The organism is Streptomyces sp. BK022 (assembly GCF_004217355.1).
Lineage (GTDB): Bacteria > Actinomycetota > Actinomycetes > Streptomycetales > Streptomycetaceae > Streptomyces > Streptomyces griseoluteus.
Map to the genome: position 1 here is coordinate 469,447 of NZ_SHKU01000005.1, position 18,738 is coordinate 488,184.

General features: G+C 72.4%; 18 protein-coding genes. 5 read left to right on the forward strand and 13 right to left on the reverse strand.

What is annotated here, in order from left to right; translation table 11 throughout:
* Window positions 1–44: 44 nt before the first annotated feature.
* The 3 genes from EV284_RS23150 to EV284_RS23160 all read right to left on the reverse strand — a co-directional run bounded on the left by EV284_RS23150 (window position 45) and on the right by EV284_RS23160 (window position 2,722).
* Window positions 45–1,382, reverse strand: a complete 1,338-nt coding sequence (locus EV284_RS23150) for a 3-deoxy-7-phosphoheptulonate synthase class II (protein ID WP_242625792.1) — start codon at window positions 1,380–1,382, stop codon at window positions 45–47.
* A gap of 8 nt (window positions 1,383–1,390) precedes the next feature.
* Window positions 1,391–1,792 (reverse strand): cupin domain-containing protein, encoded by a 402-nt coding sequence (locus EV284_RS23155; RefSeq protein ID WP_165425623.1) that lies wholly within the window; start codon window positions 1,790–1,792, stop codon window positions 1,391–1,393.
* 147 nt (window positions 1,793–1,939) lie between these two features.
* Complete coding sequence (locus EV284_RS23160) at window positions 1,940–2,722, reverse strand: winged helix-turn-helix domain-containing protein (RefSeq protein WP_130337259.1); 783 nt, start codon at window positions 2,720–2,722, stop codon at window positions 1,940–1,942.
* Between the two features lie 65 nt (window positions 2,723–2,787).
* On the opposite strand from EV284_RS23160, the gene EV284_RS23165 reads away from it, so the two are divergent.
* Window positions 2,788–4,248, forward strand: a complete 1,461-nt coding sequence (locus tag EV284_RS23165) for an MFS transporter (protein WP_130337261.1) — start codon at window positions 2,788–2,790, stop codon at window positions 4,246–4,248.
* 376 nt (window positions 4,249–4,624) lie between these two features.
* A complete protein-coding gene (locus EV284_RS23170; protein ID WP_130337263.1) occupies window positions 4,625–5,404 on the forward strand; it encodes an IclR family transcriptional regulator in 780 nt (259 codons plus the stop codon).
* A gap of 98 nt (window positions 5,405–5,502) precedes the next feature.
* Here the strand turns inward: EV284_RS23170 and EV284_RS23175 are convergent, their stop codons facing one another.
* The 4 genes from EV284_RS23175 to leuC are packed head-to-tail and all read right to left on the reverse strand — an operon-like array spanning window position 5,503 to window position 9,146.
* Complete coding sequence (locus tag EV284_RS23175) at window positions 5,503–6,507, reverse strand: TauD/TfdA family dioxygenase (RefSeq protein WP_130337265.1); 1,005 nt, start codon at window positions 6,505–6,507, stop codon at window positions 5,503–5,505.
* 4 nt (window positions 6,508–6,511) lie between these two features.
* Window positions 6,512–7,132 carry an isochorismatase family cysteine hydrolase gene (locus EV284_RS23180; protein WP_130337267.1) on the reverse strand — a complete coding sequence of 207 codons (621 nt, stop codon included), beginning with the start codon at window positions 7,130–7,132 and terminating at the stop codon, window positions 6,512–6,514.
* Entirely contained in the window at window positions 7,129–7,728 is a 600-nt protein-coding gene (leuD, locus tag EV284_RS23185; RefSeq protein WP_130337505.1) for a 3-isopropylmalate dehydratase small subunit, read from the reverse strand. The genes EV284_RS23180 and leuD overlap by 4 nt, the downstream gene beginning before the upstream one ends.
* A 14-nt stretch (window positions 7,729–7,742) precedes the next feature.
* Window positions 7,743–9,146 (reverse strand): 3-isopropylmalate dehydratase large subunit, encoded by a 1,404-nt coding sequence (leuC, locus tag EV284_RS23190; RefSeq protein ID WP_130337269.1) that lies wholly within the window; start codon window positions 9,144–9,146, stop codon window positions 7,743–7,745.
* Between the two features lie 288 nt (window positions 9,147–9,434).
* Between leuC and aroH the strand changes: the two genes are divergently transcribed.
* Both aroH and EV284_RS23200 read left to right on the forward strand, forming a co-directional pair.
* On the forward strand, window positions 9,435–9,821 hold the full coding sequence (gene aroH, locus EV284_RS23195; protein ID WP_242625802.1) for a chorismate mutase: 387 nt from the start codon (window positions 9,435–9,437) through the stop codon (window positions 9,819–9,821).
* 83 nt (window positions 9,822–9,904) lie between these two features.
* The gene (locus EV284_RS23200; RefSeq protein WP_242625794.1) at window positions 9,905–10,777 is read left to right on the forward strand and encodes a 3-deoxy-7-phosphoheptulonate synthase; all 873 of its coding nucleotides are present in this window, start codon (window positions 9,905–9,907) and stop codon (window positions 10,775–10,777) included.
* A gap of 45 nt (window positions 10,778–10,822) precedes the next feature.
* Here the strand turns inward: EV284_RS23200 and dhaL are convergent, their stop codons facing one another.
* Window positions 10,823–11,497, reverse strand: coding sequence for a dihydroxyacetone kinase subunit DhaL (dhaL, locus tag EV284_RS23205; RefSeq protein ID WP_130337273.1), 675 nt, complete (start codon window positions 11,495–11,497; stop codon window positions 10,823–10,825).
* A gap of 349 nt (window positions 11,498–11,846) precedes the next feature.
* Here dhaL and EV284_RS23210 point away from each other — a divergent pair, with 349 nt between their 5' ends.
* Window positions 11,847–12,578, forward strand: coding sequence for a response regulator transcription factor (locus EV284_RS23210; RefSeq protein WP_130337275.1), 732 nt, complete (start codon window positions 11,847–11,849; stop codon window positions 12,576–12,578).
* Window positions 12,579–12,659: 81 nt separating this feature from the next.
* Here EV284_RS23210 and EV284_RS23215 read toward each other — a convergent pair whose 3' ends face one another.
* The 5 genes from EV284_RS23215 to EV284_RS23235 form a co-directional block, all read right to left on the reverse strand.
* Window positions 12,660–13,844, reverse strand: a complete 1,185-nt coding sequence (locus tag EV284_RS23215; protein ID WP_130337277.1) for a pyridoxal phosphate-dependent aminotransferase — start codon at window positions 13,842–13,844, stop codon at window positions 12,660–12,662.
* Window positions 13,841–15,775 carry an FAD/NAD(P)-binding protein gene (locus EV284_RS23220; protein ID WP_130337279.1) on the reverse strand — a complete coding sequence of 645 codons (1,935 nt, stop codon included), beginning with the start codon at window positions 15,773–15,775 and terminating at the stop codon, window positions 13,841–13,843. Before EV284_RS23220 ends, EV284_RS23215 begins: the two co-directional genes overlap by 4 nt.
* Window positions 15,772–16,638, reverse strand: coding sequence for a prephenate dehydratase (gene pheA, locus EV284_RS23225; RefSeq protein WP_130337281.1), 867 nt, complete (start codon window positions 16,636–16,638; stop codon window positions 15,772–15,774). The genes EV284_RS23220 and pheA overlap by 4 nt, the downstream gene beginning before the upstream one ends.
* On the reverse strand, window positions 16,635–17,822 hold the full coding sequence (locus tag EV284_RS23230) for a pyruvate carboxyltransferase (RefSeq protein ID WP_130337283.1): 1,188 nt from the start codon (window positions 17,820–17,822) through the stop codon (window positions 16,635–16,637). Before EV284_RS23230 ends, pheA begins: the two co-directional genes overlap by 4 nt.
* A gap of 238 nt (window positions 17,823–18,060) precedes the next feature.
* The gene (locus tag EV284_RS23235) at window positions 18,061–18,711 is read right to left on the reverse strand and encodes a thymidine kinase (RefSeq protein WP_130337285.1); all 651 of its coding nucleotides are present in this window, start codon (window positions 18,709–18,711) and stop codon (window positions 18,061–18,063) included.
* Window positions 18,712–18,738 lie beyond the last annotated feature (27 nt).

Below are 18,738 nucleotides of genomic sequence, written 5' to 3' on the forward strand. Positions count from 1 at the left end.
AGCCGGGCCGTGCGGCTCCCCGAGGGGAGGCACGGCCCGCTCCCTCACTGGCTCCGGTACATCTCCGCCACGAGGAAGGCGAGGTCGAGCGACTGGCTGCGGTTGAGCCGGGGGTCGCAGGCCGTCTCGTAGCGCTGGTGCAGGTCGTCGACGAGGATCTCGTCGCCGCCGCCCACGCACTCGGTGACGTCGTCGCCGGTCAGCTCGACGTGGATGCCGCCGGGATGGGTGCCGAGCGCCTTGTGGACCTCGAAGAAGCCCTTGACCTCGTCCAGTACGTCGTCGAAGCGGCGGGTCTTGTGCCCCGAGGCCGCCTCGATGGTGTTGCCGTGCATCGGGTCGCACACCCAGGCCACCCGCGCGCCCGACGCCGTGACCTTCTCGACGAGTTCCGGGAGCCGGTCGCGGACCTTGTCCGCGCCCATCCGGGTGACGAAGGTCAGCCGGCCCGGCTCCCGGCCGGGGTCCAGACGGTCGATCAGGGTCAGCGCCTCGTCCGCTTCGACACCAGGTCCCAGTTTGACCCCGATCGGGTTGCTGATCCGCGCGGCGAACTCCACGTGCGCGCCGTCCATCTGACGGGTGCGCTCACCGATCCACACCATGTGCGCCGACACGTTGTAGAGGCGCCCGGTGCGCGAATCCACCCGGGTGAGGGCGGACTCGTAGTCGAGCAGCAGCGCCTCGTGCGAGGAGTAGAACTCGACGGTCCTGAACTCCTCCGGATCGGCCCCGCAGGCGTGCATGAAGTTCAGCGCGTTGTCGATCTCCCTGGCCAGTCGCTCGTAGCGCCGGCCGGAGGGGGAGGACTTCACGAAGTCCTGGTTCCAGGCGTGCACCTGACGCAGATCGGCGTAGCCGCCGGCGGTGAAGGCCCGCACCAGGTTCAGCGTCGAGGCCGAGGCGTGGTACATCCGCTTCAGCCGCTCCGGGTCCGGGACGCGGGCCGTCTCGGTGAACGCCCGGCCGTTCACCGAGTCGCCCCGGTAGCTGGGCAGGGTCACCCCGTCCCGGGTCTCGGTCGTGCTGGACCGCGGCTTGGAGTACTGGCCCGCGATGCGGCCCACCTTGACCACGGGCACGGAGGCGGCGTACGTCAGTACGGCCCCCATCTGGAGCAGCGTCTTCAGCTTGTCGCGGATGTGGTCGGCCGAGACCGCCTCGAAGGACTCGGCACAGTCGCCGCCCTGGAGGAGGAACGCCTTCCCCTCGGCGACGGAGGCCATCCGCGCGCGCAGATGGTCGCACTCGCCCGCGAAGACGAGCGGCGGGAACGTCTCGAGATCCGCCAGCACCGCGCGCAGGGCCTCCGGGTCGGGGTACTCGGGCTGCTGCGCCGCGGGCAGGGACTGCCAGGGTCTGGTGGGGCTGTCGGGGCTCACGCCATCCCTCAGTTCTTCGGTACGACCGGGGCCTCACGGATGCCGAGCAGCGTGCAACCCGTCTCCGTGCCGATGCGGTGGACACTTCCCGGCTCCTCGATGACCAGGTCGCCGACCCGGTACCGGTCGCCGTTGTCGTTGCTGAACTCCCCCTGGAGGACGAACATCAGCTCGTAGCCGAGGTGCTCGTGCAGATCGCCGTGGGATCCCGGGTCGAAGCGGATGAGCTGCGCCGACGCCGGCCGGTCGTCGTCGGTCTCGTACAGGGGGTGGATCGCCGTGCCGGTGCGCCCCGGCTCGATCCAGCGCTTCCATTCGACGGAGTCCAGCGCCTCCGGGGACAGCAGGTCGCGCAGCACCGTCACGGTCCGGTCCGTGGGGCCGCCGACGGAGTTCGGTGGGATGGGCACGTCGGTGTTCTCCTCTGCTTCTGCCGGTGGGCTGGACCCAGGCTCGGCGGAGGCGGGCGGCACGTCATCGCTCATCGGAGGAACCACCGAGGTCCACTCCTCCGCAGGAGTACACCGATCGGCCGAGGTGGAGGTGGCGCCGGGCGGTCAGTCCGCCGGACGCAGCCCGAAGGTTCCGGCCAGGCCCTCGGCGCCCGCCTCGGTGACATGGACGACCCGGGGGCTCGAGCCGTAGCGCAGCCAGCCCAGCTCGAAGAGGCGGGCGGTCAGCGCCGCGCCCACCGCCCCGGCGAGATGGTGGCGCTGCTCGCTCCAGTCGACGCAGTAGCGGATCAGGGGGCGGCGGGCCGGCAGCCGGGTCAGGTCGACGCCGAACCGCACCAGCGTCCGCCGGCCGGTCTCGGTGAGCCGGTAGTCGAAGTCGTGTCCGTATCCGGTCGCGCCGTCGCGCACCGCCTCGTCGGGGCGGTGGGTGCCGTCGTGCCCGGCCAGCAGGCCACCCGCGAGCAGGGATTCCAGCAGGCCCACGCCCAGCCGGCCGGCGAGATGGTCGTAACACGTGCGGGAGCGGCGCAGGGCGCCGGCGGTGCTGCTGTCCCGCAGTGAGGTGACCGGCAGGGGCGGCGCGATGACGGCCAGCGCCTCCAGGGCGAGGCTGATGTCGGGGGTGGCCAGACGGTAGTAGCGGCACCGGCCGGCGCTCTCCATCCTGACCATGCGCGCCTCCACGAGTTTGCCCAGGTGGGCACTGGCCGTCGCGGCGCTCACGCCCGCCTCGGCGGCGAGCAGGCCGGCGGGCAGTGCGCGGCCGTCGCTGAGCGCCTTCAGCATCCGGGCGCGGGAGGGGTCGGCGATCAGCGCGGCGGCCCGGGCGATGTCGGGCTGGTGGTGCACTTGGTCCCGGTCTCGACCGGTCGTCGTCCTGGCCATGGGGCAAGCGTAGTCCGATGACACTTCGACGCGTGACGAAGTTTCGCGGCCCGAGACTGGATCACATGACCTCCACCGACCCCTCCGTCTCGTCCGCGCAGGCGGCCGTCGCCGCCGATCCGCCCTCGGGCGGGCCGCCCCTCTCGCTGCCGCCGCTCATCGCGCTGAGCCTCGGCTACTTCCTGGTGATGCTCGACGTCACGGTCGTGAACGTGGCCGTGCCCTCCATCCAGGACTCGCTGCACGCCGGCCCGTCGGACATGCAGTGGATCGTCGACGGCTACAGCGCCTTCTTCGCCGGACTGCTGCTGCTCGGCGGCGGACTCGGTGACCGCTTCGGACACCGCACACTCTTCCTCGCGGGCCTCGGAGTCTTCGCGGCCGCCTCGGTCGGCTGCGGGGTGGCGCCCTCGGCCCAGGTGCTCATCGCGGCCCGGCTGGCCCAGGGTGCCGGAGCCGCGCTCCTGGTTCCCGCCTCGTTCGCCCTGCTGCAGGCCGCCTACCCGGACCGGGCCCAGCGTTCCCGGGCGGTCGGCTACTGGGGGCTCGTCTCGGCGGTCGCCTTCGGCGCCGGTCCCGCGGTGGGCGGGCTGCTGGTCTCGGGCTTCGACTGGCGTTCGGTGTTCTGGGTCAACCTGCCCGTGGCCGCGGTGGCGGTACTGCTGACCCTGCGCCATGTTCCCGCCCCCGCCCGGCGGGCCCGGCCCGGCCGGATGGACCCGGCCGGACTGCTGCTCGGCGTGGTCGGGCTGCTCGGGGTGGCCGGCGGCCTCAACGAGGCGGGCACCAAGGGGTGGTCGTCGCCGGAGGTGCTGACACTGTTCGCGGGGGGCGTGGTGGCCCTGGCCGCCTTCGTCGTCCTCGAACTGCGCCTGGAGAAGGGCGCCGTCCTGCGACCGGAGGGCGTACGGCCGCTGCTGCCGCTGTCGCTCTTCCGCGAGATCCGGCTCACCGCGACGAACGTCATCGGTCTGCTGCTCAGCTTCGGCTACTACGGGCTGCTCTTCGTCGCCACGCTGTACTTCCAGCAGGAGCGTCACCTCAGCCCGCTGGCGACGGGATTCGCCCTGCTGCCGTCGGTCTGCATGGGCTTCCTGGCGGCGCCGCTGTCGAGCCGTCTGACCGCCCGCAGCGGTCCCTACCTGCCCATGGCCGGCGCACTGCTGCTCGGAAGCGTCGGTTTCCTGGGCTGGCTGGCGGCCGGGCCCGACACGCCTTACCCCGTCCTGCTCTTCGCGCTCATGGCCACCGGCCTGGCTACGCCCGTCACCGTCGTCGCCGCCACCGTCGCGATCATGGAGGCGAGCCCCGCGGAGAAGGCCGGCGTGGCGTCGGCGGTGTTCAACGTCTCCCGTCAGGTGGGCTGCGCCCTGGGTGTCGCCCTCTTCGGGACGCTCCTCGGCTCGACCGGCGGCATGATCGGCGGGCTGCACACCTCGGCGGTCATCGCGGCTGTGGCGTTCCTGGTGGCGTCGGTGCTGGCCGCGGCCACCGGGCGCCGGGCGGACGCCGCCCGGACCCGCTGAGGCCATGGGGGATTCCCCGCCGCCGGTGAGGCGGGGAATCCCCGGCGCGCTCCGCGAGCCGCCCCCGGGGCTGTCCGGTCGACGGGTTTCCGGCCGCCCGGGCGGCGGCCGGAACGCGTCCGGCACACACCTCCCCTTTCCCGCCACCAGGGCGTAGGCTGCGCCCGTCCGAACGGGTGATGCCCCGGCACATCGCCCGCCGGCGCGCGGCGTTCACGAGGGCCCCACACGGCACACGATCCGTCCCATAACCCTTTGCGATCTCATTCCCATACCGATCGCAAAGGGTTACGACTTACACATTTGGCGGCAAGCGCATTCTTGGCGAGTAATGCTATTGTAAACGGCGTTCCGCAATACTGAATGCGAGTCGAATATGGTGCAGTCCGTTCAGCGTGCGGCGCGCATCCTGAGGGAACTGTCGACATCGGGGCCCCGCTTGGGCGTCACCGAGCTCGCCGCGCGGCTCGGCGTCTCGAAGCCGACCGTCCACGCGTTGCTGCGCACCCTGGAGTCCGAAGGTCTGGTACGCCAGGAAAAGGGGACGAGTAAATACCTCTTGGGACCGGCCCTGCTTCGCCTTGGCAACTCCTACCTGGCGACGCAGGAGTTGCGGTCCCGCTCCGCCGGGCGTGCGGACATGCTGGCCGAGCACACCGGGGAGACGGTGTGGGTCGCGGTGCTCGACGGCGACCGGCACATCCTCGTCGTGCACCACGCCTTCCGGCGCGGCGGCGGCGTGCAGATCCTGGAGCTCGGCGCCACCGTTCCGTGGAACACCTGCGCGCTCGGCAAGGCCCTCGTGTCCTTCCTGCCACGGGAGCGGCAGGAGGAACTGCTGCGGGGCGAACTGGCGCGGCTGACCGGGAAGAGCGTGACGGACCCCGATGTCCTGACGGAGCAGCTGACCCGGACCCGGCAGACCGGTTACGCCCTGGAGGACCAGGAGAGCGTGCTGGGCGAGGCGGGCATCGCCTCGCCCGTGTTCGACCACTCCGGCGACCCGGTGGGCTCGATCGGCGTCATCGGCCCCGTGGAGCGGATCCTGTCCGAGGAGAACCGGACCCGGCACGCCGCGGCCGTGCGCGACGCGGCGACGCTGCTCTCCCGCGAGCTCGGTGCGGGCCGGGGCGTCGCGTGGCGCGTGACCGACTGACCGCGGCCGGGGCCGGGGGACGGGAACGGCGAAGGGGGAGGTGCGCGGGAACACCTCCCGCGCACCTCCCCCTCGGGCCCCAGGACCCGGCGGCGAGGTCAGTCGCCGACCAGGCCGGCCACACCCTCCACCCAGCGGTCCGCGAAGCCGTCCGCGACGGCCTGGCTGCGCAGGGTGTACGTCTTCAGCAGCCAGCGTGAGCGGGACCGCTCGGGGTCGTTGACCTCGATCAGCTCGCGGCTGTGCAGCCCGTTCTGGTTGGCGAAGATCAGCAGGTCGCCCTCCAGGATGCGGTGCCGCTTCTTCTCCGCCCGGGTGAGCGCGTTCTTCAGCTCGATCAGGGCGTCCTTGGCCTCCGCCGGGGCGTCCGGCGGGACCGTGGTGTGCGTGTCCAGGTAGCGGATGCCGTAATCGCCCTGGAAGACCGGGTGCTTCTCCGAGAAGGTCAGGCTGCTGTTGTTGTCCCGGGACACCACGTCGAAGGGGGTCACGAAGTGCGCCTCGCTCAGCACGCGCAGGGTGTCCTCCGGCAGCGCGGCCCGCAGGGTCCGGGCCTCGACGAGGCTGGTGCAGGTGTACTCCTGCACCGGGCACCGCATGCCCAGCAGGCTGATGTAGTCCGCCCGCACGGGATGGGCGGTGCGGTCGTTGTGGTAGACGAGCTCGCCGTCGCTGTAACCGGTCTGCTTCCCGTGGTACTTGCTGATCGAGTACACGTCGGTGAAGAAGTCCCCGTTGAAGCGGGTCGCGTACGCCATCACGGGGGTGCGGGTGAGCTGGGCGACGAGCTCCAGGAAGCCCTCGCCGACGAAGGTCCGCTTGCGGGCGTACTTGTCCGCCTGCGGGTCCTCGTGGCCGAGCTCCGGAAGCTCCTTGTCCACCGGGCAGTTGCGCATCACGTGGGTGTCGGAGACACCCTCCGCGCGGTCCGCCCTGATCCGTTCGGCGGCCTGGAGCAGCGACTGCGGAACATTGCCCTCCGTCACCTGCCGTACAGCCGCGGAGAAGGCGTGGTAGTCGTCGTAGGGGCTGGTCCCGACGGTCTCCAGAACCCCGTACAGTTCGTCCTTCTCCCGGTCGGTCATGACGTGGAACGGCTGCATCGGCTCACACTTTCCCTTCGGTCTCGTATCCCGGGGCGGCCGCCGTCCGCCCCAGCGCCTCGTCCACGGTGGTGACTTCGGCGGTACGGCGCAGCAGGGTCAGCGCCGCCTCGTGCAGTTCCGGGCTCGACGTGGCGGTGGCGTCCTCCAGTACCTCCACGCGGAAGTCCAGGTCGTGGGCCTCGCGGGCGGTGGACAGGATGACCAGGTCGGTCGTCACGCCGGTCAGCAGCAGCGTGTTCACGCCGTAGGACCTCAGGAGCAGTTCGAGGTGCGTGCCGAGGAACGGGTTGACCCGCCGCTTGGCGATGACCTGCTCGTGCGCCTCGGGCTTGAGGGAGTCGTGGACCTCGGTGCCCCAGGTCCCCAGGATCAGCCGGTCGCCGTCGGCCGCCTCGGCGAACAGCGGCGACGCCGGCGGCCAGTCCGCGAGTCCCTCGGAGAAGCCGACGACCACGTACACCACCGGTATGCCCTGTTCCCGGGCGTGGTCGATGGCGCGGCGGGCGTGGCCGAGGACGCCTCTGCTCTCGATCTGGCCGAGGCAGACGTCGTTGTACTTTCCGTCCGGGTGGGCGATCTCGTTGACGAGGTCCAGCACCAGAAGGGCGGGGATCCGGGTCATGTCGCGCTCCTCTTCGTCGTGGGCAGGAGCGGCCGGCGCCCCCGCTCGTGCGTGTCGATCTCCGCCTCGTGGCGCAGGGTGTCGCCGATGGTGTCCGCACCGCGCAGCAGCCGGTCCCGGGCCCCCTCGTTGACCTGGAATTCCTCGCTCCCGCCCGCGAACCGGACCTCTCGCCGCTCCAGGTCGACGGTGACCCGGGTGGTCGGGTCGGCCTCGGTCAGCTCCCACAGCCGCTCCACCGCCGCCGTCGGCAGTACGACGGGCAGCAGGCCGCGCATGAGGGCGTTCTCACGGAAGATGTCTCCGAAACTCGCGGCGATCACGACACGGAACCCGGACTTCTGCAGCGCCCACACGGCGGACTCACGGGACGAGCCGGTGGCGAACTCGTTCCCGGCGACGAGGATGGTCGCCCCCTGGTACTGGGGCAGGTTCGCGGTGAACGCCGGGTCGTCGCGCCAGTCCCCGAACAGGCCGTTGCCGTGCCCGGTCGGGCTGAAGTAGGGGACGAAGCGGGCGGGGATGATCTGGTCGGTGTCGACGTTGCTGCGCCTGAGCGGCAGCGCCGTGCCGACGTGCACGGTGAACTGGTCCATGGCGGTGCGTGGCCTCACAGGTCGGTGGGTGCGGTGATCCGGCCGGCGACCGCGCTGGCCGCGGCCACCGCCGGGGAGGCGATGTGGGTGCGCGACCCCTTGCCCTGCCGGCCCTCGAAGTTGCGGTTGCTGGTGGACACGGCGCGCTGACCGGGCCGCAGCCGGTCCTCGTTCAGGCCGCAGCACATGGAGCAGCCCGCGATGGGGCGGAAGTCCGCGCCGGCGCCGGTGAAGACCCGGTCCAGCCCCTCCTCCACGGCCTGCAGGTGCACGGCGGCGGAGCCGGGCACGACGAGCATGCGCACCCCGTCGGCGACCCTGCGGCCCCGGAGCACCTCGGCGGCGGCGCGCAGATCCTCGATCCGGCCGTTGGTGCACGAGCCCACGAACACGGTGTCGATCCCGATGTCCGTCAGCCGGCCGCCGGGCTTCAGGTCCATGTAGTCGAGGGCGCGTTCGGCGGCCGCGCGCTCCGTGGCGGTGGCGAAGTCCCCCGGGCTCGGCACCCGTCCGTCCAGCGGCAGGCTCTGCGCCGGGTTGGTCCCCCAGGAGACGTACGGCCGGACCGTGGAGGCGTCGAGGGTGATCTTCTTGTCGAACCGCGCGTCCGGGTCGGTGCGCAGGGAGGTCCAGTAGGCCACCTCGGCGTCCCAGTCCGCTCCCCGGGGCATGCCGGGGCGGGTGCGCAGGTACGCGAAGGTGGTCTCGTCGGGGGCGACGAGTCCCGCCTTGGACCCCGCCTCCACCGACATGTTGCACAGGGTCATCCGGCCCTCCATCGACAGCGCCTCGACGGCCGGGCCCCGGTACTCGATGACGTGCCCCTGGCCGCCACCCGTCCCGATGACCGCGATCAGCGCCATCACCAGGTCCTTGGCGGTCGCGTCCGCCGGGAGCGTCCCCGTGACGTCGACCGCCATGTCCAGCGGCCGGCGCGTCCACAGTGTCTGGGTGGCCAGCACGTGCTCCACCTGGCTGGTGCCGATGCCGAAGGCGATGGCGCCGAAGGCGCCCAGCGTGGTGGTGTGCGAGTCGCAGCACACCACCGTCATCCCGGGCCGGACCAGGCCCTGTTCCGGCCCGATGACGTGCACGATGCCGTGTCCCGGTGCGCCGCGCCGGTGCACCGGGATGCCGAAGGCGTCGCAGTTGTCCCGCAGTTGGGCGGCCTGCCGGCGGCCCGCGGGGTCGTCGAATCCGTCGAGCGGGGACGTGGTGGGCACATTGTGGTCCTCCGTTCCCACCGTCAGCTCGGGGCGCCGCACGGTACGCCCGGCGGCCCGCAGGCCGTCGAACGCCGCGGGCGTGTTCACCTCGTGGAGGAGGTGCAGGTCGACGTAGAGGAGGTCGTCGCCCCCTGCCTCGCCACTGCGGACCGTGTGACCGGCCCAGACCTTCTGCGCAAGCGTTGAACCCATGGCCGCAAGGCTCGCGGCCCGTGGAGCGCCCGGGCATCGGCCGATGGTGGAGACCTCCTCCACCGGTGCACGGCCCTCCTCCTTCCGCGCACCCGTGTCACGGGGGCCGCCGACGTCCTCCGTCGGTGGATGACGCGGGGGCCGGGGGGCGATCAGGATGACGGGCGTTCCGCACCTGTTCGGCCTGCCGTCAGCACCTCCGGAGAAGAAGTGACCAGACACCGTGAAGCGAACGGACACGCCTCCCTCGGGCGGCCGCGCCCGACGGGGGCCCCACCCGCCTCCCGGGTGCTGGCGCTGCGGGGTGCCACCCAGGTGGATTCGGACGATCCGCACCGGATCGTGCGGGCCACCACCGAGCTGCTCCGCGAGCTGGTCGTCCGCAACGCGGTCGACCCGGCGGATCTGATCAGCATCTGGTTCACCGCCAGCCCCGACCTGACCGCCGCCTACCCGGCCCGCGCCGCCCGGGAGATGGGGTTCGTGGACGTGCCGCTGATGTGCGCGAGCGAGATCGACGTACCGGGCGGCAGCCCGCGCACGGTACGCGTGCTGATCCACACCCACTCCAGCCGGCCCCGGGCGGCGGCCGCGCACGTGTACCTGCACGGTGCCGCGGCGCTGCGCCCCGATCTGACCCCGGAGGCGCCCGCCGCCGCGCCAGAGGAAGCCTGACCGTGGTCTCGCCGTACCCCCTCCCGGCCGACGACGCGGTGGCGGCACCCGCGGCGCGGCCCGGGGCATGGCCTCCCGTGCCCGTGTCCGGGCAGCCCGGCGTGGTCACCCGGGAAGAGGCAGAGGCCCTGCGGCGGTTGCTGGCCCGGGCCGCCTCGGGCGAGTACCAGGTGATCCAGGCCGGCGACGGCGGCGCGTGCCACCCGGCCGCCCTCACCCCGAGGCTCCGGCTGCTGGACGCCCTTGCCGGGATCATCGGGACGAACACCGGCAGGCCGGTCGTCCGGATCGGCACTCTCGCCGGCCGGCCCTCGGGGGTGCCGGTGTGGACGAGCCGTGAGGCCCTGGCACCCGACCACGAACGGCCCTTCCTGCGGCGCACGCCCGCCGGCCGGACCCTGCTGACGTCCACTCATCTGCCCTGTCTCGGCACCCGCACGGGGAGCCGGCCGGACGGGGCGCTCGTGAGCATGCTCGCCGACGCCGTCAACCCGCTCGCCTGCGAGGTCGGGCCCGGCACCTCCCCCGGCGGCCTCCTGCGCCTGTGCGACGCGCTGGACCCCGGCCGCGAGCCGGGCCGCCTCACCCTCGTCTCCCGCATGGGCGCGTCCCGGGTGGCGGCCGAGCTGCCCCCGCTCGTCACCGCCGTGCGGGAGGCCGGGCACCCGGCGGCCTGGATGTGCGATCCGATGGGCGGCAACACGATCACCGCCCGCGCGGGCCACCGGACACGGCTGGTGCCGATGCTGATCGAGGAGGTCGTGGCCTTCGGGCAGGCCGTGGCGGAGGCGGGCGGCGTCGCCGCGGGGCTACGGCTGGAGACGACGCCCGACTCCGTGACGGAGTGCGCCTGGGGAGCCCTCGGCGTGGACCGGGCGGCCGGGCGATCCGTCTCGCCGTGCGGTCCGCGGCTCAATCCCCAGCAGGCGTTCGCCGTGGCGGGCGCCTGGGGGTAGCCTCCGCGGGCCGCCGGTGCGCGGGCGCGGACACCCACCGGCTCACTACGGGCACGAGTCCTGCCATCCGTGGGCCATCGCCGGCGCGGGGCCGCCCACGACCTCCTCGGCGAGCGACCTGAAGAGCATCTCGGTGGAGGCGGCCCCCGGGTCCAGGTGACCGACGCTGCGATGGCCGAGGTACGAGGCGCGGCCCTTGCGGGCCTGCATCGGGATCGTGGACCGGGCGCCCGCCTCGGCGGCGGCCGCGGCGGCCGTCACGGCCGCCGCCATGGTCCCGCCCCGCGCGCACACCTCACGGAACGCCCGTACGGCGGGGGCGAAGGCGTCCACCATGGTCTTGTCGCCCGGGTCCGCCGCGCCCAGTCTGACGATGGCGGCGAGTCCCGCGTCCAGGGCGTCGCCGAGGTGGGCCATCCCGGCCCGGCGGACCATCAGCGCGGCACCCATCGCCTGGAAGGTGCCGCCGTACAGGACCCCGGAGGCTCCGCCCACGTGGGTACGGAGTAACACCCCTGCTTCGTCCAGTAGTTGGCCCGTGGCGGCCGGCGTCCCGTCCCGCGCGAGCATGTGGTGGACGTGTGAGGTGCCCCGGCGCATGTTGACGCCGTGGTCCCCGTCCCCGATGGCGGAGTCGAGGGCGGTGAGCCGCTGCTCCCCCTCCTCGACCGCTCGTGCGAATGTCCGGAGCCAAGCCCTGGCCAGCGCGTTGTCCTGCATGTTTCTCCCTCCGCTGCGGCGGCATGCGGAAGTCGACACCCGACAACGCTGTCGAAAACGACCCCCGACGGAGAGACCCCCGTTGAGCCCCCTGTGCTTTCAGGCGACAGGCCCAGGCTTCCCCGCAAAAGCTAGACCGTAGATGCGGACTCTGCCGGGGTCAACAAACGCTGGAACAAGGCTGGATCAAGGTCTTGCCGGAAAAACCGGCGCCTTGATCCACGAAACGTGGCCACCCGCTCACGGAGCGCCTAAAACTCGCCAAAACATTGTTCAGCATTGATGAACAGCGTTCCCAAAACTAGGCTCTGAGTACCGGGATCGAACACCTTCACGAAGGACTTGCCTCATGTCTCTGGAACGTGATCTCTTCGGCGCGGAACACGCCCAGGACGCCCCGGCCCGCGTGCTGGTCGCGGATCACGACCCCATCTCCCGCCATGTCCTGACCCGCGTCCTCGACACCTCGGCCCACCTCGACGTGGTCGGCAGCGTGAACCAGCAGCAGCCACTGCGGCAGTGGCCGCTCGACCGCGTGGACGTGGCCGTCCTGGCGGTCGCCCCGCGCGACGACGCCGCCGGCCTGATCCGCCAGCTCGACCTGCGCAAGGTGCGGGTACTGGTCGTCGGCACCGGCTGGACCCAGCGGCGCCTCGACGCGTTCTTCGCGGCCGGTGCCGCGGGCTGCCTGGTCAAGAACATCAAGGTCGCCAAGGTCGCCGCCGCCGTCCGCGCGGTGGCCTGCGGCCACACCGTGCTCTCCCCGGAGCTGCGCGCTCTGTACGCCCGGCGGACGGCCACCGCGCCGGTCGCCGCCCCCGCGGGCGCCAAGAACCTCCTGCACACCCTCACGTCCCGCGAACAAGAGGTACTGCGCAATCTCGCGGAGGGCATGTCGACCGCCGAGACGGCGGTCCGGCTCCGCGTGTCACCGGCCACCGTCAAGAGCCACGTCTCCCACGCGCTGACCAAGCTCGGGGCCCGCAACCGGCTGGAGGCCGTGCTGCTCTTCCAGCAGTCCTGGAGCGCGGAGATGGAAGCCCTGCCCGCCGCCCCGCACCACGCCGCCGAAGTGGCCTGAAACGGGCTCGACAGCGCACACACCGTGAGGCCGGTTTCCCTCCGCCGGGGGCCGGCCTCACGGCGTCCGTGGCGCCGGCCGTCAGTTGCCCGCCCACTGGCCGGCCAGTCGCGACAGCCGCTCCGCCGCGCCCTGCAGGACCTCGCGCGACGCCGCGAACGACAGCCGCACATACCCCTCGCCGCCCGGCCCGAAAGCCGAACCCGGGGCCACCGTGACCGCGGCCTCGTCGAGCAGACGCTGCGCGAAGGCGGCCGACGACAGCCCCGTGCCCCGCACGTCGGCGAACGCGTAGAACGCGCCCTCGGGATAGGCGCAGGTGACGCCAGGCAGCGCGTTCAGGGCGGAGACCGTCATCTCCCGGCGCACCGTGTACTCCTTCAGCATCGCGGCGACGTCGTCGGCCGTCCGGGTCAGCGCCGCGACCCCGCCGCGCTGCACGAAGGACGCGGCGCAACTCACCGTGTGCTCCTGGACCTTGAGGGCCTGGGAGATCAGCGGCTCGGGTCCCGCGAGGTAACCGAGCCGCCAGCCGGTCATCGCGTACGCCTTGGAGAAACCGTTGACGGTGAGCGTGCGTTCCGCGGCACCGGGCAGAGCGCCCAGGCTGAGGTGGGCCCGGCCGTCGTAGACGATCTTCTCGTAGATCTCGTCCACCACGAGGACCAGGTCGTGCTCGACCGCGAACGCCACGATCTCCTCGGCCTCCTCGCGGTCCAGGACGTGCCCCGTCGGGTTGCCCGGCGTGTTGACGACCAGTGCCCGGGTGCGGTCCGTGACCAGGCCCTCCAGGAGCCGCCGGGACAGCCGGAACCCGTCCTCCGCACGGAGCTCGGCCGGCACCGCGCGGGCACCGAGCAGGCCCGCCATGGCCGGGTAGCTCACCCAGGCGGGGGTGGGCACGATGACCTCGTCACCCGGGTCGAGCAGGGTCATCAGCGCGGTGAAGACGGCCTGCTTGGCCGAGGGGGTCACGATGACGCCGGTGGCCGGGTCCAGGCGGATGCCGTTCTCGGCCTCCAGCTTGTCGGCGACGGCCCGCACGAGTTCGGGGACGCCCCGGCTCGGGGTGTAGTGGGTGTCCCCGCCCTCCAGCGCCGAGACGGCCTCGGCGACGACGGGCGCCGGTGTGGTGAAGTCCGGCTCACCGCCGCTGAGGTCCAGCACCTCGACGCCACTGCGCCGCAGCCGCTGGACCGTCTCCAGCAGCGCGACGGTCGCGGACCGTTCGACCCCTGAGAACCGCTGTGCCACCCGCACGCTCATCCCGCCCTCCTCTCCCGCGACCGCTCGGCCGCGGTCTCCACGCCCGGACCGACCAGTTCGGGCGTGGGCGTCCAGGACGTCTCGGCCCGGCCCAGCGCGCGCAGCGCGTGCGCCGCGATGGCGTCGGCGTCATGGACGAAGTCGCTCCACATGCCCGGCCGGCTGCTGCCCACCTGCATGAACCACCTGGTGTGCTCGGTGGGGATGCCGAGGACGTACATGCCCTCGTCGACGCCGCCGTCACGGTCCACGGGATGGAACGGGCTGCGGGTCACGGCGACGCCACCGGTGTCGTAGCCCGCTCCGCCACTGTGGTTGACGTAGGTCGTCCACGCGCCGGACTCGCGCAGCCGCGCGGTGAGCGGGCTGACGTCACGGCGCAGGTCGGGGTCGGGTATCCGCGCGTCGACCAGGGTCGTGACCGGGACGGCGGAACCGGGGACCTGGGGCGAGGAGACGACGTAACGCCCCCCGGCCGGGTCGGTGTCGAAGCGGGTCCGCGGGCCGACGATGCGCAGCAGCCCCCGGTCGAGGAGGGCGAGTACCTGCTGGAGCCGCTCTCTCGGCGGCCCCGCCGCGAGGAAGGAGGCCCGGGGCACGTACCAGCCGAGGAAGTCCTCCTGATGCGAGCGCCCGGTCAGCCCGGAGAAGTCGACGAGGTCGCGGATCACCCAGCGCGTGTCGCGCATGACGTCGAGCGCGGCCTTCAGCGGGGAGTCGACGTTGCCCTCGGCGGCGTTCGCGAGGTCCTGGCCGATCTCCTCGCGCAGCGCCCGCTCGAAGTCCTCCGGACCGGCGAACGTGCGGTGCGCGAACGGCCTGGCCAGCGCGTCGATGTCGATCGGCGGCAGGTCCTCCAGTCCCAGCCGCCGCGCGATGGCCGCCACCGGGGGCACGCCCTGCCCGGCCGCCAGTTCCACCTGTTCGCCGAACCGTTCGGCGACCTCGGGACCCAGGGTCCGCCGCAGCGCCGTCGCACAGTGGACGAGCTCGATCTCGGCCAGCAGCCAGGGGAAGACGTGGCTCTTGAAGTCGAGCGGTCCGCGCGGCTGGTGGGAGCGCACGCGCTCGGGGGTGAACAGCACGGGGCGGTAGGAGTACCGGGGCGGCTTCTGGTTGTGGCCCCGGGCAGGCAGCGGCATCCCGCTGCGCGAACCGGCGACGATCACCGGCTCGTCACCGCTGGGGTGGTAGACCAGCGTGCCGGCCTCGCCCGGGGTGAAGCGGCCGCCCCGGCCGATGGTGAGGGCCGCCATCACGTCGTAGAAGGACAGACCGAGGCCGATGACGCCGACGGCGGAGCCGGGCGCGATCTCGTGCAGGGGCATGTCGGCCGCCGACTCGCCCTGGATGTAGCGCAGTCGCGGATGCCGGCGGGCGTGTGCGGCGAGCTCGCCCTCCCGGCCGGTCAGCCGGTTGCGGGAGTGGCCGGTGGTCAGGACGACCCGGTCGACGTCGAGCCGCTCGCCGCCCGACAGGGCGATCCGGTAGCGGCCGTCGACCCGCACGACCTCCTCCGCGCGTTCCCGGATGCTTCTCAGCGTCACGCCGGGCGGCAGGGTCCTTCCCACCTCGGTGAGCACCGAGCGCAGGTAGCGGCCGTACTGCGCGCGCGGGGCGTAGCCGTCCGGGCCCGGATAGTTCCCGGCGGCCTCCCACCACTGGCCGAACGAGGGGCCGGCCCCGGCCCGTGCCGGTCCGCCGTCGGGCTCGCCCGAGTAGGCGGAGCACTGGCCCGCCACCGTGTTCATCAGGAACCAGTCGGGCTGGTCGGTGCGGTACACCTGGCCCGCCCCCGGCTCCACGGCGTCGACCAGGAACAGCCGGACGTCCAGCGGGCCCGGATGTTCGGCGAGCCGGGCGGCGAGCCGTTCCAGCACCATCATCCCTCGTGGTCCGCTGCCGATGACAGCGATGCGTGTCGCACTCATGCGGCCGCCCTCTCCCCCTCGACCTCACGGTCGACGATGTACGGATAGCTCCCGAGCAGGTCCAGCGAATCGACGCCGCGGCGCATGGCCTCGACCGCCTCGGCCAGCCCCGGATACGCGATGTGCTGGTCGACCTCGACCAGGAAGTGGTAGCGCCCCCGCGCCGTCTGCCGGGGCCAGGACTGGATCCAGGCGATGGACACGTGACGCCGGCTCAGCTCGCCGAGCACCCCGGTGAGCACGCCGGGTGCGGAGCGGTCGGAGGTGATCAGCAGCGCGGTGCGGTCCCGGCCCGTGGGCGGCCCCTCGGGGCCGGCGCGGCGCAGCGACACGAACCGCGTGGTGGCGTCGTTGCGGGTGCCGATGTCGTGGGCCAGCACGCCCAGTCCGTAGCGTGCGGCGGTCGCGGGAGCGGCTATCGCGGCTTCGCCGGCCGGTCCCCGGGCGGCGAGTGCCAGCGCGGCGGCCGCGGTGGAGTCGGCGGGGACCGTCTCCGCGTGCGGCAGGTGCCGCTCCACCCACTGCCGGCACTGGCCGAGCGCGTGCGGGTGGCTCACCACCCGCCGCACGTCCGACAGCCGTGTGCCCTCGGCCGCCATCAGGGCGAAGGTGACCCCGATCGCCACCTGGGCGTCGATCCTGAGCTGCCCCGCGTGCTCGACGAGCTCCCCGAGGGTGGGCGGCACCACACCGCTGACGGAGTTCTCCAGCGGGACCACCGCCCGCGCGAACCCGCCGGACCGCATGGCCTCCACCGCCGCGGGGACCGTGGGGAAGGGAACGGTCTGCTGGGCGGAGGGCGCGAGCCGCCGCACGGCGGACTCGGTGAAGGTGCCCTCCGGACCCAGATAGGAGTACCTCATCGCGCCGCTGCCACCGCCCGGCGCGTGCCCAGCTCGCGGGCGAGCCGCGCCCGTACGACCGACAGGTCCTCGCAGTCGCCCTGTTCGCGCTCGGCGATGTGGACGCGGTACAGCTCGTCCAGCTCGGCCTCGTCGACCTGCACGTCGAGCTGCTCGATGAGATGGCGCAGCACGGTCCGCCCCGAGTGGCGCCCGATGAGCAGGGAACGCTCCCGGCCGAACCGCGCGGGCTCCACGTACTCGTAGGTGCTCGGGTCGTTGAGCATGCCCTGCTGGTGGATGCCGGCCGCGGTGCCGAAGACGTACTTGCCGAAGATCGGCTTGTTGCGGGGCTCCTCCAGCCGGATGATCTCGCGCAGCCGGTTGTACGCCGCGTACATGGCCTCCAGGCGGACTCCGGTGGTCATGCCGAGCAGCTCGCTCTTGTACGCGAGGACGGCGGCGACCTCCTCCAGCGAGGTGTTGCCGGCCCGCTCGCCGATGCCGCCGAGAGCGACCTGGACCTCGTCCGCACCGGCCGCGAGACCGGCCAGCGTGTTGGCGGTGGCCAGGCCGAAGTCGTTGTGGCAGTGCGTGGAGACCTTGACGGGCGCCGGCGCCCACCGGCGGATCTTGCCGATGAGCTCGCCGAACTCCCCGGGGGTGTGGCAGCCGGTCGTGTCGGCCAGGATGATGCAGGTCGAGCCCGCTTCCACGGCCGCCTCGGTCAGCGCGCGCAGCAGGTCGTCCTCGCCGCGGCTGGCGTCCTCGATACCGACGGCGATGTCGGTGACGCCCAGGGAGACCGCGAACCTGACCGTGTCCACGACCTCCCGCACGGCCGCGTGGCGGGTGATGCCGCGCTTGTGGGTGAGGTGGATCTGACTGCCGGTGGCCACCATCTGCACCTGGTGGTTCTCGGTGCCTCCGGCCTCGACGGCGATCTCCACGTCCCGGCGGGTGGTGCGGGAGAACGTGGCGAACTTGGTCCCGGTCAGGTGCCGGGCGATCAGCCGGGTCGCCTCGAAGTCGCTGGGCGAGGAGGCGGGAAAGCCCGCCTCGATGGTGTCCACACCCAACCCCGCTATCAGCTGGGCGAGTTCGAGCTTCTGCTCGGGGCTCATCGCGTTGCCCGGCGCCTGTTCGCCGTCGCGGAGCGTGGTGTCGAAGACGGATATACGACGGGGTGCTGCGTGCTCGTTCACTTCTCCCCCAAAGGACCTGGTACGCGTCCGGACACTCAGCCGAACAGGCACCGATCCTGGGGAACGGGTGGCTCCGCGTCATCCGCTGTAGGAGGAGCGCCGGAGCCGACCGCACACTCGGAATCACTTCCGCGCCTTTGGTGGAGCACGGTTCCACCAAAGAGCACGGTCCGCACACCGCCTCCTCCCGCGGCCGATGCCCCTCGCCGGGGCCGGCCGGCAGACTGCGGTACGGCCGTCAGCCCGAGGTCACCGGCAGGACGTCCGGGGAGAGGGCGCCGGCCTGGGCTCCGGCGGCGGTCATCCGGCGGCGGTGATGGCGGCGGCACAGGACCTCGTAACCGACGGCCGTGGCGGGGCGGTTGACGTCGCCGACCACCACCTGCTCGCCCTCCACCACCATCTCGCCGCCGACCGTGCGGGCGTTGTGCGTGGCGCGGGCGCCGCACCAGCACATCGCCTCGACCTGGAGCGTCTCTATCCGGTCCGCGAGCTCGATCAGGCGCTGGGAGCCGGGGAAGAGCTTGGTGCGGAAGTCGGTGGTGATGCCGAAGGCGAAGACGTCGAGGTCCAGGTCGTCCACCACGCGGGCGAGCTGGTCGATCTGCTCGGGGCCGAGGAACTGGGCCTCGTCCACGATCACGTAGTCGACCTTGCCGCCGCGCGACATCAGGGCGACGACGTGGCCGTACAGGTCCATGCCCGGCATCGCCTCGACCGCGTCCGTGACCAGGCCCAGGCGGGAGGACAGCTTGCCCTCGCCGGCGCGGTCGTCCCGCGTGAAGATCAGGCCCTGGAGTCCTCGCGCCGAGCGGTTGTGCTCGATCTGCAGAGCCAGGGTCGACTTCCCGCAGTCCATCGTTCCGGAGAAGAACACCAGCTCGGGCATGAGGGGTTGAGCACCTTTCGGCGAGTG